At 67.3% G+C, this 22055-nt stretch carries 20 protein-coding genes; 10 read left to right on the forward strand and 10 right to left on the reverse strand.

Translation table 11 applies throughout. The features are described from left to right. Nucleotides 1-113: 113 nt before the first annotated feature. The 3 genes from VZ068_RS18705 to dtd all read right to left on the reverse strand — a co-directional run bounded on the left by VZ068_RS18705 (nucleotide 114) and on the right by dtd (nucleotide 3036). Entirely contained in the window at nucleotides 114-437 is a 324-nt protein-coding gene (locus VZ068_RS18705; RefSeq protein ID WP_349656136.1) for a DUF6566 family protein, read from the reverse strand. Nucleotides 438-612: 175 nt separating this feature from the next. After that, the gene (rpoD, locus tag VZ068_RS18710; RefSeq protein ID WP_016902493.1) at nucleotides 613-2487 is read right to left on the reverse strand and encodes an RNA polymerase sigma factor RpoD; all 1875 of its coding nucleotides are present in this window, start codon (nucleotides 2485-2487) and stop codon (nucleotides 613-615) included. Nucleotides 2488-2595: 108 nt separating this feature from the next. Then, nucleotides 2596-3036, reverse strand: coding sequence for a D-aminoacyl-tRNA deacylase (gene dtd, locus VZ068_RS18715; protein WP_349656137.1), 441 nt, complete (start codon nucleotides 3034-3036; stop codon nucleotides 2596-2598). On the opposite strand from dtd, the gene VZ068_RS18720 reads away from it, so the two are divergent. Further along, nucleotides 3035-4051 (forward strand): lauroyl acyltransferase, encoded by a 1017-nt coding sequence (locus VZ068_RS18720; RefSeq protein WP_349656138.1) that lies wholly within the window; start codon nucleotides 3035-3037, stop codon nucleotides 4049-4051. The genes dtd and VZ068_RS18720 overlap by 2 nt on opposite strands. Nucleotides 4052-4099: 48 nt before the next feature. On the opposite strand, the gene VZ068_RS18725 is transcribed toward VZ068_RS18720, so the two are convergent. Next, nucleotides 4100-4621: a GNAT family N-acetyltransferase gene (locus tag VZ068_RS18725; RefSeq protein ID WP_259156834.1), complete on the reverse strand. Its 522-nt coding sequence runs from the start codon at nucleotides 4619-4621 to the stop codon at nucleotides 4100-4102. A 241-nt stretch (nucleotides 4622-4862) separates the two neighbouring features. Between VZ068_RS18725 and ribA the strand changes: the two genes are divergently transcribed. The 3 genes from ribA to VZ068_RS18740 all read left to right on the forward strand — a co-directional run bounded on the left by ribA (nucleotide 4863) and on the right by VZ068_RS18740 (nucleotide 8396). Then, nucleotides 4863-5996, forward strand: coding sequence for a GTP cyclohydrolase II RibA (gene ribA / locus VZ068_RS18730; protein WP_349656139.1), 1134 nt, complete (start codon nucleotides 4863-4865; stop codon nucleotides 5994-5996). 301 nt (nucleotides 5997-6297) lie between these two features. After that, nucleotides 6298-6897, forward strand: a complete 600-nt coding sequence (locus VZ068_RS18735; RefSeq protein WP_349656140.1) for a PH domain-containing protein — start codon at nucleotides 6298-6300, stop codon at nucleotides 6895-6897. Next, on the forward strand, nucleotides 6894-8396 hold the full coding sequence (locus tag VZ068_RS18740; RefSeq protein WP_349656141.1) for a PH domain-containing protein: 1503 nt from the start codon (nucleotides 6894-6896) through the stop codon (nucleotides 8394-8396). Before VZ068_RS18735 ends, VZ068_RS18740 begins: the two co-directional genes overlap by 4 nt. A 68-nt stretch (nucleotides 8397-8464) precedes the next feature. On the opposite strand, the gene VZ068_RS18745 is transcribed toward VZ068_RS18740, so the two are convergent. Next, nucleotides 8465-9523: a CDP-glycerol glycerophosphotransferase family protein gene (locus VZ068_RS18745; protein ID WP_349656142.1), complete on the reverse strand. Its 1059-nt coding sequence runs from the start codon at nucleotides 9521-9523 to the stop codon at nucleotides 8465-8467. On the opposite strand from VZ068_RS18745, the gene VZ068_RS18750 reads away from it, so the two are divergent. Then, entirely contained in the window at nucleotides 9524-10354 is an 831-nt protein-coding gene (locus tag VZ068_RS18750) for a glycosyltransferase family 2 protein (protein WP_349656143.1), read from the forward strand. A gap of 173 nt (nucleotides 10355-10527) precedes the next feature. Here VZ068_RS18750 and VZ068_RS18755 read toward each other — a convergent pair whose 3' ends face one another. The 5 genes from VZ068_RS18755 to def form a co-directional block, all read right to left on the reverse strand. Beyond that, on the reverse strand, nucleotides 10528-11808 hold the full coding sequence (locus tag VZ068_RS18755) for an O-antigen ligase (protein WP_349656144.1): 1281 nt from the start codon (nucleotides 11806-11808) through the stop codon (nucleotides 10528-10530). 152 nt (nucleotides 11809-11960) lie between these two features. After that, nucleotides 11961-13682 (reverse strand): glycosyltransferase family 39 protein, encoded by a 1722-nt coding sequence (locus VZ068_RS18760; protein ID WP_349656145.1) that lies wholly within the window; start codon nucleotides 13680-13682, stop codon nucleotides 11961-11963. A gap of 49 nt (nucleotides 13683-13731) precedes the next feature. Beyond that, entirely contained in the window at nucleotides 13732-15042 is a 1311-nt protein-coding gene (rsmB, locus tag VZ068_RS18765) for a 16S rRNA (cytosine(967)-C(5))-methyltransferase RsmB (RefSeq protein WP_349656146.1), read from the reverse strand. Continuing rightward, the gene (fmt, locus tag VZ068_RS18770; protein WP_259156843.1) at nucleotides 15042-15965 is read right to left on the reverse strand and encodes a methionyl-tRNA formyltransferase; all 924 of its coding nucleotides are present in this window, start codon (nucleotides 15963-15965) and stop codon (nucleotides 15042-15044) included. Before fmt ends, rsmB begins: the two co-directional genes overlap by 1 nt. A 395-nt stretch (nucleotides 15966-16360) precedes the next feature. After that, nucleotides 16361-16873, reverse strand: a complete 513-nt coding sequence (gene def / locus VZ068_RS18775; protein WP_259156844.1) for a peptide deformylase — start codon at nucleotides 16871-16873, stop codon at nucleotides 16361-16363. Nucleotides 16874-17004: 131 nt separating this feature from the next. Here def and VZ068_RS18780 point away from each other — a divergent pair, with 131 nt between their 5' ends. The 5 genes from VZ068_RS18780 to VZ068_RS18800 all read left to right on the forward strand — a co-directional run bounded on the left by VZ068_RS18780 (nucleotide 17005) and on the right by VZ068_RS18800 (nucleotide 21905). Further along, on the forward strand, nucleotides 17005-18141 hold the full coding sequence (locus VZ068_RS18780; protein WP_259163426.1) for a LysM peptidoglycan-binding domain-containing protein: 1137 nt from the start codon (nucleotides 17005-17007) through the stop codon (nucleotides 18139-18141). Nucleotides 18142-18212: 71 nt separating this feature from the next. Next, nucleotides 18213-19349, forward strand: coding sequence for a DNA-processing protein DprA (dprA, locus tag VZ068_RS18785; RefSeq protein ID WP_349656147.1), 1137 nt, complete (start codon nucleotides 18213-18215; stop codon nucleotides 19347-19349). A gap of 43 nt (nucleotides 19350-19392) precedes the next feature. Further along, the gene (locus VZ068_RS18790; protein ID WP_003484452.1) at nucleotides 19393-19866 is read left to right on the forward strand and encodes a DUF494 family protein; all 474 of its coding nucleotides are present in this window, start codon (nucleotides 19393-19395) and stop codon (nucleotides 19864-19866) included. 40 nt (nucleotides 19867-19906) lie between these two features. Next, the gene (locus VZ068_RS18795; RefSeq protein ID WP_349656148.1) at nucleotides 19907-20644 is read left to right on the forward strand and encodes a pilin; all 738 of its coding nucleotides are present in this window, start codon (nucleotides 19907-19909) and stop codon (nucleotides 20642-20644) included. A gap of 40 nt (nucleotides 20645-20684) precedes the next feature. Then, nucleotides 20685-21905 (forward strand): RDD family protein, encoded by a 1221-nt coding sequence (locus tag VZ068_RS18800; RefSeq protein WP_349657755.1) that lies wholly within the window; start codon nucleotides 20685-20687, stop codon nucleotides 21903-21905. The last annotated feature ends 150 nt before the right edge of the window (nucleotides 21906-22055 follow it).

The following is a 22055-nucleotide window of genomic DNA, read 5'->3' on the forward strand; positions in this document are numbered from 1 at the left end:
GCTGCACAGCGCTCGCTGGTGCCGCATGGATACGTCGGGCCCGCAGGAGTGAGGCAAGTTTACCTGTCTGTCAGCGAGCTTGTCTGCTGCATGTCAGGCACACCAACCACGCCTCACGCATCGGCAGTCTGTCGTTGCCTGTCGATCAGCAGGCGGCCCGCACGGAAGCCCTGCGCGATGGCGTCCTGATAGGTCTCCCAGGTCTGGTGCTGGTCGCTGATGCGCGGCAGCCGCGTGCTGCCGTTGTTGGCATAGACATCGACCCACAGCGTCCACCTGGCGGTCGGTGACGCCTGCTCGGCGCGTACGCGGATCTCGTGATCGCGGTAGGTGGTGGTCTCGAAGCGGCTTTGCCTACTCATCGGACAGTCTCGTTTCCATTCGGGCACCAACGTAGAAGTGCCGGTTGGAACATCAGGTGAGATTGAAGGAAACATCCACTTAATAGTGCGTCGCGGTCCGGTTTCGTCACCGGAACGTGAAGCTGCGCGGCCTGGCCTGCGCCATTCCCGGCAGCGCATGCGGCAAGCGTCGCCCTACCGGGCCCCACAACGCAACAGCCCCGCATGTGCGGGGCTATTGTGTGATCAGGTGAGCATGGCGACCGACAAATCAGTCGATGTCCAGGAACGAGCGCAGCTGTTCCGAACGGCTCGGGTGACGCAGCTTGCGCAACGCCTTGGCCTCTATCTGACGAATCCGCTCGCGGGTGACGTCGAACTGCTTGCCCACTTCTTCCAGCGTGTGATCGGTATTCATGTCGATACCGAAGCGCATCCGCAGCACCTTGGCCTCGCGCGGGGTCAGCCCGGCCAACACGTCACGCACCGTCTCGGAGAGATTGATGTTGGTGGTGTTGTCGATCGGGGACTCCACGTTGGTGTCCTCGATGAAGTCGCCCAGATGCGAATCCTCGTCGTCGCCGATCGGGGTTTCCATCGAGATCGGCTCCTTGGCGATCTTCATCACCTTGCGGATCTTGTCCTCGGGCATGTCCATTTCCTTGGCCAGCTCCTCCGGCGTGGCCTCGCGGCCGAACTGCTGGAGCATCTGGCGGGAAATGCGGTTCAACTTGTTGATCGTTTCGATCATGTGCACCGGAATACGGATGGTGCGCGCCTGATCGGCGATCGAACGGGTGATGGCCTGACGGATCCACCACGTTGCATACGTCGAGAACTTGTAACCACGACGGTATTCGAACTTGTCCACGGCCTTCATCAGGCCGATGTTGCCTTCCTGGATCAGGTCGAGGAACTGCAGGCCGCGGTTGGTGTACTTCTTGGCGATGGAGATGACCAGGCGCAGGTTGGCCTCGACCATTTCCTTCTTGGCCTTGCGTGCCTTGGCTTCGCCATAGGCCATCGCGCGGCTGATTTCCTTGATCTCGCCCAGGGTCAGGTAGTTGGCCTTCTCCATCTCGATCGAGCCCTGCTGCTCGGAGACGATCTGGTCCTTGACGTCGCGCAGCGCCGACGACCACTTCTGCTTGCGCTTGAGTGCGTCTTCCACCCATTCCAGGTTGGTCTGGTTGCCTTCCCAGGAGCGGATGAAATCCTTGCGCGGCATGCGTGCCACGGTGGTGGCCAGGTGCAGCACCTTGCGCTCGTGATCCTTGATGCCGTTGACCACGCCACGCAGCTGGGTGACCAGCGCATCGGTCAGCGGCAGCGGCAGCTTGAGCGTGGTGAAGATGGCGGCCATGTCTTCGCGCGCCTTGACCACCAGCTTGTGCTCGGCGCCGTTCTTGGCATAGATCTTCTTGAACTTGGCGTATTCGTTGGCCAGGTTCTCCATGCGCGTGGCCACTTCCACCGGGTCTGGACCGGTCGGGCCGGCCTCTTCCTCGGCAGCGTCGTCATCGCCGTCTTCGTCGTCGTCTTCATCGACGGCGTCTTCGTCTACGGCCACCGGGCCGGCGGCGGCCAGTGCAGCGGCGGCAGCGTCGGCTTCTTCGATCAGGTCGTTGAAGCCGACCACGATCTCGGCCAGACGCTTCTTGCCTTCCTTGTGCGCTTCGTAATCGGCCAGCAGCATTTCGGTCGACAGCGGGAACACACCCAGTGCTGCCTGGACCTGGCTCAGGCCTTCTTCGATACGCTTGGCGATGGCGATTTCGCCTTCGCGGGTCAGCAACTCGACCGTGCCCATTTCGCGCATGTACATGCGCACCGGGTCGGTGGTGCGGCCACCTTCGGTGTCGAGCGCGGTCAGCGCGGCGGCAGCTTCTTCGGCTGCGGTGTCGTCAACCTCGCGGTTGCCGGTGTTGCCATCGTTGAGCAACAGGGTTTCAGCATCGGGCGCAACTTCATGGACATCGATGCCCATGCCGTTGATCATGCTGATGATGTCTTCGATCTGCTCCGGGTCGACTAGGTCGTCGGGCAGATGGTCATTGACTTCGGCGTAGGTCAGATAGCCCTGTTCCAGGCCCTTGCTGATCAGTAGCTTGATGTCGGATTGCTGGGCAGGACGTTCGTTGGCCATGAGTGCTCGCGCCACCGGCTTTGAGATTGGAAAGAGAACCTAGCATTATACCAGCGTGAAGCCCGGTCTGCCGGAATCAAGACGGGACCGCTGGTAGAACTGCGCTGGCTAGGGTCTGAGAAGGAAGGTCACCGGGCCGTCGTTGACCAGGTCGACAACCATATGGGCACCGAAGCGCCCGGTTTCCACCCCTCCGCGATGTTTTTCGCGGCAGATCGCCACCAATTGATTGAACGCCCGTTCAGCCTCCTGCGGTGGCGCCGCAGTGCTGAAGCCCGGGCGGTTGCCGGAGCTGGTGTCGGCCGCGAGCGTGAACTGGCTGACCAGCAGCAGACCGCCGCCGGTATCGGTGAGTGAGCGATTCATCTTGCCGGCGTCGTCGCCGAATACCCGGTAGCTGAGCAGGCGCTCGGCCAGGCGCCGGATCTGCGCATCGCTGTCGCCGGGCTCCACGCCGACCAGCGCCAGCAGCCCGGGACCGATCTGCCCGACGATCCGGTCATCGACGGTGACCGAGGCCCGGGTGACGCGCTGGATCAGGGCGAGCATGCAAAGTCCTGGGCAGCAAAGTGTGCCGCGCAGCATGCCCAGCGCTGCCCGCCCTGTCACCTGCGGGCCTTCGCCGGCCACGCTGTTTAGAATTGCGCGGATGACACCTGATCTTCGCGCTCGCCTGCTCTATGCCACCGCGGCCACCGTGGGCCGCCTGCCGTGGCCGCTGCTCAAACGCATGGCCGATGCGCTGGCCTGGAGCTGGCGCAAGCTCAACGCGCGCGAAGCCCGCGTGGCACGCCGCAACCTGGAACTGGCCTACCCGGAATTGCCGGCAGAGCAGCGCGCGCAGTTGCACGCACAGATCCTGCGCTCGACCGCGCGGCAGACGCTGGAAGTGCTGCGAACCTGGACCCGTCCGCCGGCCGAAAATCTGGCCCGCCTGCAGCGCAATGGCCAGGACCTCTACGACGCGGCGCTGGCCTCCGGGCGTGGCGTGATCGTGGCGGCGCCGCACTTCGGCAACTGGGAATTGCTCAACCAGTGGCTGTCCGAACGTGGCCCGATCGCCATCGTGTACCGGCCGCCCGAGTCCGAAGCGGTAGACGGGTTTCTGCAACTGGCGCGCGGCGGCGACAACGTGCGCCAGGTGCGTGCCGAAGGCCCGGCGGTGCGGCAGTTGTTCAAGGTACTCAAGGACGGTGGCGCGGTCGGCATCCTGCCCGACCAGCAACCGAAGATGGGCGATGGCGTGTTTGCGCCGTTCTTCGGCATCCCGGCCTTGACCATGACTCTGGTCAACCGACTTGCCGAGCGCACCGGCGCGATCGTGCTGTACGGCTGGTGCGAGCGCGCCGGTGGCGACCTGCAATTTGCCTTGCACGTGCAGCCGGCCGACCCGGCAGTGGCCGACCCCGATCCGGTACGTGCAGCCAGCGCACTCAACGCGGGCATCGAACAGATCGCCCGGCGCGACCCGGCGCAATACCAGTGGACCTACAAGCGCTACACGCTGCGCCCGCCGGGCAGCGGTGAGGCCAACCCGTACGCCACCGAGCGGCATCCGCACTGATCGCCACACCGCGCAGGCCTGATCGCGCGCGGCAGCCAGGTCGGGGCATCAATCGTCGTGCGGGTCTGCAGGCGTCGCCAGAATGCGTTGATAGAACGCCAGATCCAGCCAGCGACCGAACTTGAAGCCGGCCTCGCGCACGGTGCCGGCATGGGTGAAGCCGAACTGTTCGTGCAGCGCGATGCTGGCCTGGTTGCTGGCGTCGATGCCACCGACCAGCACGTGCACGCCACGCTGCTCTGCCGCAGCGATCAGCGCCTGCAGCAATACCCGCCCCAGGCCTTTGCCGCGATGGTCCTGATGCACATAGATCGAATGCTCGACGCTGTACTTGAACGCCGGCCAGGCGCGAAAGGTGCCGTAACTGGCAAAACCCATCAGCGTGCCATCGGCATCTTCGACGCCGATCACCGGAAATCCGCCCGCGCGCTTGGTGGCAAACCAGCCGACCATGCTCTCCGGCTGACGCGGCCGGTAGTCGTACAACGCGGTCGAGTTGGCGATGGCCTCGTTGAAGATGTCCAGGATCGCGCTGGCGTGACGCGACTCATTGCAGTCGATAAGGCGCATGGGGTCTGCTGAACGGAAAGATCGCCTGATTAGAAAGCATTGCCGGGCGCTGAACAACGCGGGCGGCGCACAACCAATCGGCGCCTGTGCTGTCACTCAAACGCAGCCACTGGATGCAGCGTTCCACCCGCTGCAGGCAACCGGCCGTTGCCAAGCACGCGACAATGGCGGCATGCGGCCGGCACTGGCGCGGTGGCGGCCGCCTTGAAGCGGCCGTGGCAATCCCCATCTGGAGTCGTGCATGAGCAGCCCCATCCCCTCCCCCAGCGCACAGGCCTTCGGCGATCCGGCAGCCATCCGCTGTGAGCGCGCCGCCTCCGAGTTGCGTGCTGGCCGGCCGGTGCTGCTCACCGCCGCGGGCGGGCAGTCGCGCGCCGTGCTGGCGCTCGATAGCAGCACGGCGCAGTCGTATGCCGCGTTCGCGCGCGCGGCGCAGGGCCGCCACTATCTGTTCGTCACGCCCACGCGCGCGCAGGTGCTGGGGCTGACCGCGCCGCAGGGCGCACGCGTCGCGCTGGCCGACTACAGCTACGACCAGCTCGCCGCCCTGGCCTATCTGCGCGACACCCCGGTGCCGGCGCACTGGGCCGCTGGCGACGCGCTGGATGCCGGCGGCGTGGAGATTGCGCGGCTGGGGCTGCTGCTGCCGGCGCTGCTGGCGGTGGACCTGCGCGATGTGCACGACCATGCCGCCTTCGCGGGCTGCCAATCGCTGGCGCTGGACGACCTGGGCAGCGGTTGCGCCAAGTCGGCCGCAGCCGGCTACGAGCTGGTTACCCGCACGCCGGTGCCGCTGCGCGGCCTGGGCATGAGCGAATTCGTGGTGTTCCGTGGCGGCGTCGCGCAGCGCGACCAGGTGGCGATCGTGGTGGGACAGCCCGACCTGTCGGCCGCGGTGCCGGTGCGCGTGCACTCGTCCTGCCTGACCGGCGACCTGTTCGGCTCGCTCAAGTGCGACTGCGGCGACCAGCTGCGGCACGGCCTGGCCAAGTTGAAGGACCTGGGCGGCGGCGTGCTGCTGTATCTGGATCAGGAAGGCCGCGGCACCGGCATCGCCGCCAAGATGCGCGCCTACGGGTATCAACATGCGGGGCTGGATACCATCGATGCCGATGCGCAGCTGGGCTTCGGCCCGGACGAGCGCCGCTACGGCAGCGCGGTGGCGATGTTGCGCGGCTTGGGGATCGGTCGCATCCGGCTGCTGACCAACAACCCGGCCAAGGCCGAACGCTTGCGTGCCGCCGGGATCGCGGTGGAAGACCGCATCCCGGTCACCGGCGATATCACCCCCGAAAACGAGCAGTATCTGCGCACCAAGGCCGCGCGCGCCGGGCATGCGCTGGATGTGGATGCGCTGATTCTGGCTGCGCAGTAAGCGCGGGCAGCGGGGCTGCCTGATCGACGGCGGCGGCACGCAGGCGCGCTGTGTGGCGTCGGCGCATCCGCTAACGATGCCTGGAGCTGACCACTGCGGGGGGGCTTCCCGGCCAAGGTTTGGTGTCGACGGCCATCGCTGCGCGCCATCGGCGTGGCCGTCGGTCCGGGTATTCCAATGCGTGGCGCAACCGCGCGCGGTGATGAAGACCGCCTTCGACCACACAACGTGTCCGCCCAGGCACTGCGGCGACAGCTGTCAGCCGTCCAATCCGGCTCCTCGCGACCCACGGCCATGCCGGATGCGTCCTGACCGGGTGCCCGGCTATGCTTGCGCACCGCTTCTGCAGGCCCGCCTCGTGCACGACGCTCCACCGCCGCACCCCGACATCCTGGTCCGCGCCGCGCCTGCCCAGCCACTGCCCGTGGACCACGCGCACTGGCAGCAGTTGCCACGCCGGGGCGCCTATGTGGCGGCGGTCAACGGCGCACTTGGCGGTGGCTGTGCCGGCCTGATCGCGGCCGGCGTCACTGTCACCGTGCTGCACGCCTGGCACTACTGGCCGGCGGTGCTGGGGGTGACAGTGGCGATGGCGGTGCTGTGCGCATGGCTGGCAGTCAAACGGCACCGGCTCACGCTGTGGAAACTCGACCAGCACGGCCTGGCGCTGCAACGCGGGCACCTGTGGCAGAGCGACACCCGCGTGCCGATCTCGCGTGTGCAGCACGTGGATCTGCGCCGCGGCCCGATCGAACGCGCCACGCACCTGACCACGCTGGTGGTGCACACCGCCGGTAGCCGTCTCAACGCGGTAGCGCTGTCCGGGCTGGACCAGGCCGATGCCGAGCATCTGCGCGACCGCCTGGCCCGCCAGCTCGATCACCACGACGACGCGCTGTGAGCGTCATCGAACACCCCGGCCACGACGAGCAGCGCCTGCACCCGCTGTCGTGGGTGTTCGTGCTGCTGCAGCAGATCCGCCAGTTCCTGATCCCGTTGGTCGCCCTGGCCGTGTTCGGCAGCCGCGACGGCAGCCGCGATTTCACCGACCACATCGCCACCGCAGCGGTGATCGCAATGCTGGTCGCGATTTCGGTGCTGCGTTACTTCACCTACCGCTATCGGATCGGGCAAGACAGCGTGGCGATCCGCAGCGGCCTGCTGGAGCGCAGCCGACGCGATATTCCGTTCGCGCGTATCCACAACGTGGTGGTGCATCAATCGCTGCTGCACCGGCTGGCCGGCGTGGCGGAAGTGCGGCTGGAGTCGGCCGGCGGGCACAAGCCCGAGGCGGAAATGCGCGTGCTGCGGCTGGACCAGGCCCTGGCGCTGGAAGATCTGATACGGCGCCGCGCCCACCACGTCGATGCGGCGGTGGTGCAGGACGACGACCGCACCACCTTGCTGCGTCTTCCGCTGGGCGAAGTGATCCGGCTGGGCCTGATCTCCAACCGCGGCATGGTGGTGGTGGCTGCCAGTTTCGGCGTGATCTATCAGATGATTCCGCGCCGCGTGGCATCCAGCTTTATCGAGACCAATGGCGAGCTCGCCTACCGCTATGTCAGCCAGGTCCATCCGGGCGCGGCGGTGACCACGGTCCTGGTGGCGATCGCTGCCATGGCGGTGCTGCTGGCCATGCGTGCGCTGTCGGTGGCCCTGGCGGTGGCGCAATACCACGGCTTTCATCTCAGCGAATCGGAGCGACGCCTCACCGTGGAGCGCGGTCTGCTGACGCGGATCCGCAGCAGCGTGGCGCTGCGGCGGATCCAGTCGTGGACGGTGTACGAAAGCCGCCTGCATCGCCTGTTCGGCCGCCGCCAGCTGCGCGTGGACACCGCCGTGGCCAGCGCCGGCGACAACCGCGACAGCGCGTTGAAGGAGCTGGCACCGATCGCAGAGCCGCAGCGCTGCGATGCCTTGCTGCAGCATCTGCTGCCCGGCATTGCCTGGCCGCCGGCGCAGTGGCAGGCGATCGCAACGCATTGCTGGTGGCGGCTGAGCCTGCCGACGCTGCTGATGTTGCTGCCGCTGGTTGCCGGGCTGGCGTGGCAGTTCGGCAGCCAGGCGGCGTGGTTGCTGCTGTGGCTGCCGTGGAGCGCCTTCAAGGCGCATCGCCAGGTGCAGCGCATGGGCTATGCAGTGGATGCGCGCTACGTGGCGGTGCGCGGCGGCTGGTGGAAGCGCTGGTGGCGACTGGCCGAACTGGACAAGCTGCAGGCGCTGCAGCTGCAACGCTCGCCGCTGGATCGCCTGACCGGCACCGCCACGCTGTGGCTGGACACCGCCGGTGCCAGCACCACCGGCCCGGCGCTGCGCCTGCGCTTTGTGCCATTGGCGCAAGCGCAGGCGCTGCAGACGCAACTGGGCGCCGCACTGGCACGGCGCAAGCTGCGCTGGTGATCGGGAATCGGGATTGGGTGGACGTTGCTGTTGGCAGCGCTATCTCGTCAGCGATCGACCAGCAGCGATCAATGCTGCGCCGGGCCCCAGTATCCAAGCTCGCGGCGAATCTGAAGGCCTCGCCACAAGGCGCCCAGCGGCTTGCGTCGCAGCGTGCCGAGCTTGCCGGCAATGAACGCTTCGGTGGCGGCGATCACCCGTTCGGACGAATGCCCGTCGCGATACGGGTGGATCGCATCGGCATAGGCGGCCAGTGCGCTGTGCAACGCGGCATCCGGCGCCAGCGCGCGCGCCAGCTGCTGCGGCAACTGCGCCGGCTGCTGAAAGTCGAGCATATGCGGCTGCGGCACGCGGTTGCGGAAGGTCACCACCGGTTTGTGCTGCACCACGAACTCGGAGACGATCGATGAGGTATCGGAGACCAGCACATCGGCCGCACGCTGCGCCGCCACGACCTCTTCGGACTCGACAAACCGCGCATTGGCACCGGCCAGCGCGCGATAGCGGTCGAACAGCTCCGGCGCACATTTGGGATGCAGGGTGAGCAGCCAGTAGTGCGCACCGCGGGCGATATCGGCAGCGATTTCCTCGTACAACGCAGGTGCCGCGCTGAGCCGCTCGGTAAAGGTGGAACCGAACAGGATCACCGGCCGCCCGTTGGCGGGCGTACGCAGTGCGGCGCTGTGCCCGCCGTCATCGCGGAACACCGGGTCGAGCTTGGGCCAGCCGGTTTCCACCACCGCAAAATGGCCTTCGCGCGTCGCCAGCGCACGAAACGGCGCAGTGGTGGCCGGGCCTTGCGTGCAGTACAGATCGAACAAGCCGCGCACGCGAAAGTGGCCACGATTGTCCTCGCGCTTTTGCACGTTGAAGCCGTGGAAGAGCTGCACCTTGGCGCCGGAGACAAACGGCGGCACCCAGTTGGCCGCACTGAATACCGCGCGCGGACGCAGCGCCAGCGCCTCGCGCAACCCCACTTCGCGCACGTCCGGCAGCACCAGCCCGCGCGCGCCGCCCTCGTACCAGGCGGCAACGGTGTCGCCGCGGGCCTGTAATGCCTGCGCCAATGGCGCCAGAATAGGCAACGCGTAACGTTCCGTTGCGAACAGCAGGTAATCGGCCATCACATGTCCTCTTCGACCGCACCCGACGAACGGCCTTGCATCAGCGCCTGCATTATCGCGTTCAACGAGGCCGATCGCCTACGCGACTGCCTGACTTCGCTGGCGTTCTGCGATGAGATCGTGGTGGTGGACTCCGGTTCCACCGACGCCACTGCAGACATCGCCGGCGCGCACGGCGCGCGCGTGCTGCAACGCGTCTTCGACGGCTACCGCAGCCAGAAGGCGTATTGCGTGGCGCAGGCCAGCCACGACTGGGTGCTGTGCCTGGATGCGGACGAGCGCATCAGCGACGGCCTGCGTGCAGCGATCCTCGCCGCGCGCGATGCCGGCTTTGCCGACGCGGCCGGCTACCGTTTTGCGCGGCTCTCCGAGTATTTCGGCCGCTTCCTGCGCCACGGCAATGCGTACCCGGACCGCGTGCTGCGCCTGTTCGACCGACGCCGCGGCGGCTGGCGCGGCAAGCGCGAGATCCATGAGGCGGCCAGTGTCGATGGTGCTGTGGCCACCTTGCGCGGCGACCTGATCCACTACCCCTACCGATCGCTGATGCAGCAGCTGGCCAAGACCCAGCGCTACGCGCAGATGATGGCCGAGCACGACTACGCCCGCGGCAAGCGTGCGACCTGGAGCAAGCTGGTGTTGGCGCCGGCCTGGCGCTTCTGGCGCGGCTATCTGCTGCGCGGCGGGTTTCGCGATGGCTGGCATGGGCTGATCTACGCCTATGTGCGCGCCAATTACGTGCGCCAGAAGACCATCATGCTGTGGCTGCTGCAGCGCAACCAGCCGGTGCAGGACCCGCCACGCGCCGTGGATCGACGCAGCGACCGGGCTTAGCCGGCACTACAACTGCGCCACTGTCAGGCGGGGCGACCGGTGGTGCCAATTGGCATGCCCGTACTACGCATGGGGCACTTCGCATGGGCGGCCAGTTGCTCGACCGCTTGCCAGGGATATGGGCCGCTACCAGGCAACCAGGCTCGCAATTCGCTAAGCGCCCACCCGACCGCTCATGACGGGTTGCTGACCGCCTTCGGCATCGCTGGCTGCGCCTGGCGCGCTGCCAGACCTACCAGAACACCCACCAGCGCCGAATAGAAGCTCGCCGACACCTGGTGCGCGAACATCGACTGGGTCAACCCGCACAGGGCATAACTGATCACCAGCATCACCCCGGCCGCCGCCGGCCCGCGGAACTGCACGTGCCCGCTACGCCGATGCAAGCGCACGAATACCCACAGCGGCACCCCATACACCGCAATCAGCAGCAACAGGCCCGGCACGCCCTGGGTTGCGGCCCATTCGGCCACATCGTTGTGCGCGTGGCCCAGATGACAGCGGAGCAGCGCGTTATCCGCAGCACACACCGGCAGCTCATGCATCGCATCGTCGAAACGGCCTACGCCGACGCCGGTCAAAGGATGCGCAAGCACGGTGTCCCAGGCCACATGCAGACGCTCGATACGGGCACCGGCGGACGAATCGCTGTCGCCGACTTCGTAGCGCTGCAGATCGCTTTGCAATTCGCCCAGGCGCATTTGATCGGTCAACGCAGGCACGCTGGCGACCACGCCCACCGCCAGTACCGCACCGCCGACGAAGGTCAGCAGCCGCATGCGCGCGCTATGCCACGGCGCGCCCCAGGCCAGCACGCCCACGGTGGCCAGCAACGCCAGCCACACGCCGCGACTGCCGCTCAGCACGATGACCAGCAGCGTGGCGAGCGCCGCGCCCACCAGCCAGCGCACGCCGCCGGTTGGCCGGCAGAACGCCACCACCACCAGCAACATCATTGCGATATCGGCGAAGACAATCGCGTTGGTAAAGCCTTCCGCACGGTCGGCACCCTTCACCACCTGCAGCAATGCGATCAGCATGGCTGCAAACACACCGGTCAATGCACCTCGCCACAGCCAGACCTGGCGCGGCTGCAACGCATAGGCCCATAGCGCCGCCCAGGGCAGCACCAGAAACCGCGAGCGGTTGCCCACATCGCGCAGGCCGTGCTCGAACAAGACGATCGACAGCAGCGACATCGCAATCACCGCCACCGTCAGCCAGCCCACCGCGCGCAACGCGCCGCTGCGAGCCGAGATACCGGCACGCAGGCTACGCCAGCCGACCAGCGAGCCAAGCAACAGGCACACGCCGAACGGCAGCAACCCGCTGGGCATGCTCACCACCAGCGCGGTCAGCGTAAACACGCCCAGCTCGGCAATGCCCACGCCCGCGCGCGATGCGACGGGTACGGATTGCGGAAGCGATGCGGGCTGGGTGCGCAATGAATTCATCGAAAGATCGGTGGCGAAAGGAGACAGGACAGGCACGGCGCGTCGGCGACGCGGGCCAAGCTAACGATGTCCCGCATGAATGCCTGCTAGACAACAGCCGGCCACTGCTTTGGGGTGATGCGGGCAGGACCTGAACTGCGCGCGTGAAGGACTCATTCGACGTCCAGGTTGCCCTGCTCCTTTTCCTCGACCGCCTTCTCCGTGGAACTGGCCACGCAGTCGCCCTGAACGGCATCGGCCGGCACCAGCCACCAGCGCCGCCGGTTGGCCACACCGACCAGCTGGCTGCGGCTGCGGTCCAAGCAGCCCAGCAGCGCCGTCTCCTGAGCAAGCAGCCAACGCTGGCCCGGTTGCGCTGACTGCCAGGCCACGCCACGTCGCAACTGTTCTTCCCATGGCACCTTGAAGCCAAAGGTCTGCGCCGGGCGGTCGGCCATCAGCAGGTTCTGCTCCTTCCAGGCCACCAGGCCGAGCTGGGCCTCCGGGCCGATACGGCGCCCGGCCTCGCGCATCACCGCGCCGGCCGAACTGGACTCGTTGAAGATCGGGTAGCAGACCAGCCCGAACGCCACCCACCACGCGCCCAGCAGCGACACCACCGCCAGCGCGGAGCGGCGCACGCGCAACAGCAGCAGGCTGGCCACGCCCCAGGTGCCCACCGCCAGCAGCAGCCAGCCCAGCGGGTCGGTGGCTTCGCTGCCGACGCCGCGGCTGTCCATGATCTTCTGCTCGAATCCCGGGTGGCCGATCAGCATCGCCGCCCCGCCTGCGGCAAATGCAACGGTCAACAGCAGCGCAAAACCGAACAGCACCCGCTGCACCCCGGCCCGGCGCAGCAGGCCCGCAGCCAGCGGCGCCAGCGCCAGGCAGAACATCGGCAGCGCCGGCAGGATGTAGACATCGCGCTTGCCGTTGGGGATGGTGAAGAACACCAGTACCAGCAGCCACCACGCCAACGGCAGCAGATAGCGCGCATCGCGCCGGCGCAACCGCCGCCGCCACGCCGGAATCGCCCACGGCAACAGCAGGATGGTGGGCATCCACATCGTGGCCATGCTTTGCAGGTGGTACCAGACCGGCTGCGCGTGGTCCCAGGAACTGGCGTAGCGCTTGGCGGTCTGGCGCAGCAGGATGTCGTTGAGATACACGCGGTATTCGGGCTGGCCGGCGGTGAGCGCGGTGATCATCATCGGCACGAACCACAGCGCGATCGCGACGAAGAAGAACAGCGGCCCGAGCCAGAAGCGGCGGTCGCGCACATGCATGCGCACACCCGGCCAGCCGCGTGCGGCGGCAATGCCGGCCGGGATCAGCATCAACAGCGCGATGATGCCCACGCCCTTGGTGATCACGCCCAGCCCGGCGGCAAACCATCCCAACGTCCACCAGCGCCAGGCCGGGCCCGTCAACAGATGCCGCAGCAGCCCGTAATTGGCCAGGGTGATCCAGAACACCACCAGCGGATCGATCTGCGCCTTCTTGGCCTGGAAGGTGAAGTGCAGGGTGAACAGCAGCATCCACGCGGCATACGCCCCCACCCGCGGGGTCCACAGCCGCCGGCCCAGGTCATAGACGCAGGCCAGCGTGCCCAGCGCCGCCAGCAGCGACGGCAGCAGGAACGCGACACGCCAGTTGCCCAGCAGCGTATAGAACAGCGCCTGCAGCCACATCAGCATCGGCGGCTTGTCCGAATACAGCTCGTTGCCGCGATGCGGGAACAACCAGTCCCCGCTCAGCACCATCTGCTTGGCGACCAGCGCAAAGCGCGGCTCGTCCGAGGGCCAGGGGTCGCGCAGGCCCAGCCCGGCGCCGATCACCAGCACTGCAGTGATGGCCAGCAACCAAACATCCTTCGAGGCACGGGTCTTGAGCATGGCGGGTGGCAATGGGACGCGAGAGGGGCGCGGCGGACGCGGCGCGCGGTCAGGAGGCTTTTAGCAAAAGCGCGTAGAAGAAACCGTCGCAGTGCTGCTCGCCGGGAAAACGCTGCCGTCCCGGGCCTGCCGCATGGCCGAAGTGCGCACCCAGGGGCTGCGCCTGCGCATCGGGCGTGCGCTGCAGGAAGGCCTGGACCTGCGCCTGGTTCTCGCGCGCCAGCAGCGAGCAGGTGGTGTAGAGCAGCTGGCCGCCCGGACGCAACGTGCGCCAGCTCGCATCCAGCAGCCGCGCCTGCAGCGCGCACAAGGCATCGATATCGTCGGCGCGGCGATGCAACAGCACATCCGGCTGACGCCGCACCACGCCGGTCGCTGAACATGGCGCATCCAGCAGCACTGCATCGAACGGCTGGTCGTCCCACCATGCCGCGGTGTCGGCGGCATCGGCCGCATGCAACGCGACCTGCGCCTCCGGCACGGTGCGCTGCAAGGTCTGCTGCACGCGCTCCAGGCGGCGTGCATCCACATCCAGCGCGGTGAGCTGCAATCGGTGATGGCGCTCGAGCAGATGCGCCGCCTTGCCGCCGGGTGCAGCGCAGGCATCGAGCACGCGTGCCGAGGGCGCCAGCGTCAGCGCATCGGCGACCTGCTGCGCGGAGCCATCCTGCACCGAGACATCGCCGCCGGCAAAGCCGGGCAACTGGCTGACCGGCACCGCCTCCTGCAACCGAACGGCATCGGGCAGCACCGTGTCGGTCTGTGCACCAATGCCCGCCTCTGCCAGCCGCGCCACGTAGGCGGCGGGATCGGTACGCCCGCGATGCACGCGCAGCCACATCGGGGCCATCTGCGCGCTTGCGACGAAGATCGCCTCGGCCTGCGCGCCCCAATCGGCACGCAGCTGCTTGCGCAACCACGACGGCCAACCCGCATCGTCGGACACCGCCGGAAAGCCCTCGCGCTGCGCACGCCGCAGGATCGCGTTGACCATGCCGGCCTGCCGCGGCCGGCCCAGCGCACGGCATGCCTCCACGGTGGCCGACAACGCCGCATGCGCGGGCAGTTGCAGCACGTCGAGCTGGGCGAAGCCGGCCATCAGCAGCGCTTTCAGTTCGGCATCGCGCGGCGGCAACGGGCGTTCCAGCCATTGCCGCAATGCCACCTCATAGGCCGGACGGCGGCGCAGCACCGCAAAGCAGATCGCCTCCACCAGCGCGCGGTCGCGTGGATCGGCAACGCCGGGCAGCGCCGCGGCCAGCTCGGCCTTCAACGAACGCCCCTGGTCGAACACCGCCGTGAGTACGTTTGCTGCCACTAGCCGCGAGGCGACGCCGGCCGCCGTCGTGTCGGCGGCCATCAGCGCAACGCCGGCAGGTCGCGGCGCGCGTTGAGGTAATCGGCGGCGGTGATCGCCTTGCCGCCCTCACGCTGCAACACGCGCACCCGCAGCGCGCCCTGCCCGCAGGCGATGTCGATGCCCTGCTTGCTGGCGGCCAGCAAGGTACCCGGCGGCTGTTGATGGGCGAGGTCGAGCGCAACGGCGCCATGCAGACGCACCCGCTCGCCGGCCAGCGTGGCTTCGGCCACCGGCCACGGATTGAACGCACGCACGCGACGCGCCAGCTCCTGCGCCGGCTGCGCCCAGTCCAGCCGCGCCTGTGCCTTGTCCAGCTTGTGCGCGTAGGTCACGCCCTCCGCCGGCTGCGGCTGCGCCACCGGGCGGATGCCGGCGCGCAGCAGCCCCAGGCCATCGGACAGCACCTGCGCGCCGAGCGCGGCCAGGCGGTCATGCAGTTGGCCGCCGGTTTCCTGCTCGCCGATCTCGATGCGCTGGGACAGCAGCACCGGGCCGGTGTCCAGCCCGGCTTCCATCTGCATCAGGCACACGCCGGTCTCGGCATCGCCGGCCTCGATCGCGCGCTGGATCGGGGCGGCGCCACGCCAGCGCGGCAGCAACGAGGCATGCACGTTCCAGCAGCCGTGGGTCGGCGCGGCCAGCACCGCCTTGGGCAGGATCAACCCGTAAGCCACCACCACCATCAGATCGGCATTGAGCCCGCGCAGCGTGGCCAGGGCCTCGGGCGAGCGCAGCGTCTGCGGCTGGTACACGGGAATGCCGCGCGCGATCGCCTCCAGCTTCACCGGCGAGGGCGTCAGCCCGCGACCGCGGCCGGCTGGCCGGTCCGGCTGGGTGTAGACCGCCACCACTTCATGCCGCTGCGCAGCAGCGCGCAACGAGGCGACAGCGAAGTCGGGCGTACCGGCGAAGACAATTCTCATAGGGCTGGGATTTGGGAGTAGGGATTGGGGATTCGCAACGGCGGATGTGCTGGCCGGGACGGTAGCGGCGTGGAACCGATAGATGGGGTGGACAATTGCGTGGGCAGGTTTGGCCACTGGCGCCGAAAGCGGCATTGCCCGGCATCGATAGGCGCGGTGAGACGCGGGGGTTGCAAACAGCACTTCGATAACCGCGACGGGCAGCGGCTTATCCAGTCCAAAATCCCGGGTCTCAAGACTCTGCGCACGCGGACTGGGGCGATGGCGATTGGACGACTCGCGCCAAGAAACAGATCACACCAGGATCCGCGCCCGGAGATTTGAAACGGCAGACTCAAAGACCAGCAAGAACCCGCTTTCGCCAATCCCGAATCACAAATCCCCAATCCCCGCCCTCAAGCCACATGCTTGCGCATCTTGGCCAGCTTCTTGCGCACCATTTCGCGCTTGAGCGGGGACAGGTAATCCACGAACAGCTTGCCGTCCAGGTGGTCCATCTCGTGCTGGATGCACACCGCCAGCAGGCCCTCGGTACTCAGTTCCTGCGGCTTGCCCTGGCGGTCCAGGTAGCGCACGGTGATCGCATCGGCGCGGCTGACATCGGCAAAGATGCCAGGCACCGACAGGCAGCCTTCCTGATACACCTGCTCGCCCTGCCTGGTGACGATTTCCGGGTTGATGAACACCTGCGGGGCGTTTTTTTCCTCGCTGACGTCGATCACCATGAAGCGCTTGTGCACGTCCACCTGACTGGCGGCCAGGCCAATGCCGGGCGCCTCGTACATGGTCTGGAACATGTCGTCCAGCAGCGTCTGGAACGCCGGGCTGGCGACGTCGGCCGCATCGACCGGCACGGCCTTGGTGCGCAGCCGCGGATCGGGAAATTCGAGAATAGGGAGCAAAGCCATGGGGTTACCCGACTGGGAACACCGGCGCGGCGCCGGCAAGACGGTGTCATTCTAGCGCAATGCTTGCGTGGCGCCCCGGTTTCTGGACTATAGTGCGCAGACCTGTTGGGGAATCAGGCAAGAAGGCACTCATGTTGAACCGACTTCGTACGGTCGTCGCTGCGGCGATGCTGACCGTCGCGACCTACGCTGCCGCGCAAGCGGTGGGCGAGCATCCAGACACCTATGTGGTCCGCAAGGGGGACACCCTTTGGGACATTGCTGGGCGTTTCCTGCAAAAACCATGGCTGTGGCCGGAAATCTGGCAGGCCAATCCACAGATCCAGAATCCGCACCTGATCTATCCGGGTGACGTGATCAGCCTGGCCTACCTGGACCGCGTCGGCAAGGGCACGATCCAGCCCGGCCCGCGTCAGGAAGCGCCGATCAATGCGATTCCGCTGGCCGATGTCGAGCCGTTCCTGAAGAACCTGCGCGTGGTGGAAGACTTCGATCAACTGCCCTATGTGGTCGGCCTGGAAGGCAATCGCCTGCGCGCATCTGCCGAGCAGATCGCGTATGTGGTCGGCCTGGACGATGCACAGCCAGGCCAGCGCTTTGCGGTGGTGCGCCCGACCGTGAAGTTCAGCCTGCCCAAGCACAACGAAGACCTGGATGCCGCCGGCGACACGCTGCCAGGGTCGGGTTCGCTGTGGAAGTTCTACGCGGCACCGAGCACGCGCCGTGAATTCCTCGGCTACGAGCTGACCCAGGTCAACATCGGCACCATCACCCGCAGCGCGGCAGGCGGCAACTCCAAGGCGGCGACCCTGCTGCTGCAGGACAGCGGCCGCGAAGTGCGCGCCGGCGACCGGATCGTGGCCGTGGAAGCGCAGCCTTACGATCTGCAGTTCATCCCGCATCCGCCGTCCGAACAGGCGTTGCAGACCGAGCTGCGGGTGCTGGCCATTTCCGACGCCTTCACCGTTGGCGGCACCCGCGATGTGATCGCCATTTCCGGTGGCGCGCGCGAGGGCATCAACAACGGCACGGTGTTCTCGATCTGGCGCAAGGGCCGCACCGTCAGCGACCGCGTCAAGCATTCGCGCTTCTCGCGCGCCGATGACGATTTCAGCGGCCCGTCCGGCTCCACTGTCGGCCTGCCCGACGAATATGCCTCACACGCGATGGTGTTCCGCACCTTCGACAAGGTCAGCTATGCGCTGGTGATGGAAAGCGTCAAGCCGACCGGCCTGGGTTACTTCGTCAAGCATCCTGACGCGCAGTAATCGGAAACTCCGATGGTCCAACGCGACGGCGCCTGAGGGCGCCGTCGTCGTTTGCGGCCCAGGCTGTGCGCATGGCCCCCACTTCTCCCGATCTGCGCGCATTGCTCATATTGCTGCTGGCGGGCGGCCGCAGTCCGCCGCGTCGCGCACTGATGAGCGCCTGTGCCACCGCGTCCGACATCCTGACTGCCGGGCCCGCCGCCTGGCGCGCAGCCGGCTGCGACGAGCTGCAATCGGAACGGCTGCAGTCGCCTGACCCGCAAACGATGGATGCCGCGCTGCGCTGGTGCGAACAGCCCAACCACCATCTGATCGGCTGGCAAGACCCGGACTATCCGGCGCTGCTGCGCCACATCGTCAACCCGCCGCTGGCGCTGTTCGTGGACGGCGACCCCAATGCGCCGTGGCATCCCGGCGTGGCGGTGGTCGGCAGCCGCTCCGCCACCGCCGGCGGACGCGATCACACCCGCGCCTTCGCATCGAGCCTGGCAGCTGCAGGGCTGGGCATCGTCAGCGGCATGGCCGCCGGCGTGGACGCGATCGCGCATGAAGCCGCACTTGCCCAGCCTGGCGGCATCACTGTGGCGGTGGTGGGCACCGGGGCCGACGTGGCCTATCCCGCGCATCACCGGGCATTACGCGATCGCATCGCCGCACGTGGTGCGGTGGTCAGCGAATATCTGCCTGGCACCGGGCCGGTCGCTGCGCATTTCCCGGCCCGCAACCGGATCATTGCCGGGCTGGCGCTGGGTACCCTGGTGGTCGAGGCAGCGATGCGCTCGGGCGCGCTGATCACCGCGCGCCTGGCGGCCGAGGCCGGGCGCGAGGTATTCGCCCTGCCCGGCTCGCTGCACAACCCGCTCGCGCGCGGCTGCCACCACCTGATCCGCCAGGGCGCGACGCTGGCGCAGGAGCCGGCCCAGGTCACCGAAGGACTGCAACTGCTGTCGGGCGAATTGGCCACTGCCTTGCGCGAGCGCCTGGCCGCCCCCACTCAGATGCCCAGGACGACGCGCACCACCACCTCCACGCGCCCGGACCCCGACTACCAGCGCTTGTGGCAGGCGCTGGGCCACGACCCAACCCCTATGGATTCCCTGGTCGAACGCACCGGATTGACGGCCGCCGCGCTGTCCTCCATGCTGCTCATCATGGAACTGGAGGGAGACGTGGTCACCGAGCACGGTCGCTATACCCGCAATCCCTAGTTTCTTCACCTCCACAGCGTCGCGCGACGCAGGCCGAGGGGCAATGAAAGAGAGCATTCTCGATGTACTGCTGTACCTGTTTGAACATTATTTCAGCGAAGACGCGGACCTGGTCCGTGACCGTGACTCGCTTCAGAATGGCCTGATCCAGGCCGGCTTCAGTCCCGCAGAAATCAGCAAGGCGTTCGACTGGCTGGATGCGCTCTCCGAGCAGCGTCCCAGTGTCGCGCGCCCGCATGTCGATGGCCCCGTGCGCATCTATCATGGCCCGGAGCTGGACAAGCTCGATGTCGATTGCCGTGGATTTCTGCTGTTCCTCGAGCAACACCGCATTCTCGATGCCGACCAGCGCGAGTTGGTACTGGACCGCGCCATGGCGTTGGACCAGGACGAGCTGGATCTGGACGACCTCAAATGGGTGGTGCTGATGGTGTTGTTCAATCAGCCGGGCGCAGAAGCGGCCTATGCCTGGATGGAAACCCAGATGTTCCTGGACGAGCCTGAACCCGTACACTGAGGGCTGAAGCCGCCACGGACGTGCGTGCGAGGGGACGGGGATGAGCAGTTGGTATTACGCCGAGGGCAACCGCCAGCGGCGTGGCCCGGTGACCGATGCGGTCCTGCTGGGCCTGTATCGCGATCGGCAGATCGCCCTGGACACGCTGGTCTGGCGCGAAGGCCTGGACCAGTGGCTGCCGTTGTCGGCCTGCGCCGACACGCTGGGCCCGCCAATTTCCACCGATCTGCACGCGGCGGCGGCCCCGCCGCCATTGCCGGTGGCAGCAGGGACCCCAGTGGCAGCAGGGACCCCACTCGCCACACCACCTGCACCGCACCTGCACCAGCCGGCCAAGGCGCCGGCGTGGCCGCTGCTGTTGGTGCTGGGCGCGGTGGCCGGCCTGTTCGTCGTCGTAGCGATGATCGGCATCCTCGCGGCGATCGCACTACCGGCCTACAAGGATTATCAGAACCGCGCCAAGGTGGCCGAGGCGGTTGCCGCATTGGCGCCGCTGAAGCCACAGATCGCCGAGTTTCTCGCGAGCCAAGGCCGCTGCCCGGAGAACGGCGATACCGGCTTCCAGACACCTGAGCACTACGCAACCGGCATCCTGGCCAGCGTGCAGATCGGTCGTTTCGATACAAGCGCCTGCGGCATCGAGGCGCTGCTGCATGCGCCGGGCTCGCCCAGGATCGATGGCAAGGCACTGTGGCTGGATCTGGATGCGGATGCCGGCACCTGGCAGTGCAGTTCCGAGATCGACGACAACCAACTTCCGCAAAATTGCCGCGGCTGACCGGTCGCCGCACGCACAACGCATCACCCAAGGGGACATCATGACGCAGTGGTATTACGCCGACGCACAGCGGCAACGCCAGGGCCCGGTCGACACGGAAACCCTGGCCGCACGCCTGTCGCAGGGCATCATCGACCGTACCAGCCTGGTCTGGCGCGAAGGCCTGCCGCAGTGGGTCACCCTGAGCGAGGTCGCGTCCGAACTGGGTGTCGACGCGGCAGGCCTTGCCACCACGGAGCCGCCAGTGTATTCGCCGGTGGCCGCACCCGCCGACTCCGCGCAATGGGCCGCTGCTGCTGCCGAACCGTCGCCCCAGGCAGCGACGCCGGCAACCGACACGCCGTTTGGGACAACCGTGATGCCGGCCTCAGCTGAACTGGCTGACCCCGCGCTGCGGGACCACCACACAACGGCCGACTATGACCCGGATTCCTCCGGCGCGCCGGCTGCACCCACGGAAACCACGTCCTGGTCCGGTTCGCCAACCAACGCCGCGGACGTTTCCGCGCAGCCCGCCCCGACAACGCCGGCTCCGGCGCCGACCGAGACGGTGCCGCCAGCTGCTGCAGCGCCGTTGCCGAGCGCCTGGGAGACCCCGGTAGCCGCATCGCCGGCTGCTGCTGCCATCGCCCATGACGCGCCGGTGGTGTACGCAGGGCTATGGCGGCGTGTGGCGGCCAGCATCCTGGACAGCCTGGTGACCACCTTCGCGGTCTACCTGATCGTCATCCCGCTGGTGTTTGTGGTGGCGTTCGGCAGCAGCCTCGGCGATTCGGCCTCGACGCTGGACGACGGCAGCGCGCTGGGCATCGCCATCGTGGTGATGTCCTACGGCATCGGTCTGGCCATCCCCACGCTGTATTTCGCCTGGATGCAGTCCAGCCGGCTTCAGGCCAGCCTGGGCAAGCTCGCCTGCGGCATCAAGGTGGTGCGAGCGGACAGCAACGGGGCGCGGGTCGGGTTCTGGCGCAATGTGCTGCGCTATCTGGCCTATATGCTGATCAGCGTACTCACGCTGGGCATCGGCGCAGTGGTGGCGGCGTTCATGGCCGGCATGTCGCAACGCAAGCAGACGCCGCACGACAAGATCTGCGACACCCTGGTCGTGGACCGCTGGGCCTTCACCGACCGTCCGGAGCTGCAGTCGCGCGGCCTGGACACGGTGTCGATCGTGGTGCTGGCCATCTACGGGGTGATGCTGGTGCTGTCGATCGTGGTCGTGGTGATCATGCTGGCGACGATCGGAATGAGCCAGAGCTAGCAGTTCGCGGCGCCGGCCGCTTGACACGGCGGCGTCCGCCGTGATCTTTCTAATAATACAACTGAACGCCCGGGAGCATTCCCGGGCGTTAACGTGTGGGAAACGGCCGATCTGCTTCCCTCGACCGGCCAATTAGGCCACGCTACCCGC

The sequence above is a fragment of the Xanthomonas sp. 10-10 genome, from assembly GCF_040182365.1.
GTDB classification, from domain to species: domain Bacteria; phylum Pseudomonadota; class Gammaproteobacteria; order Xanthomonadales; family Xanthomonadaceae; genus Xanthomonas; species Xanthomonas arboricola_F.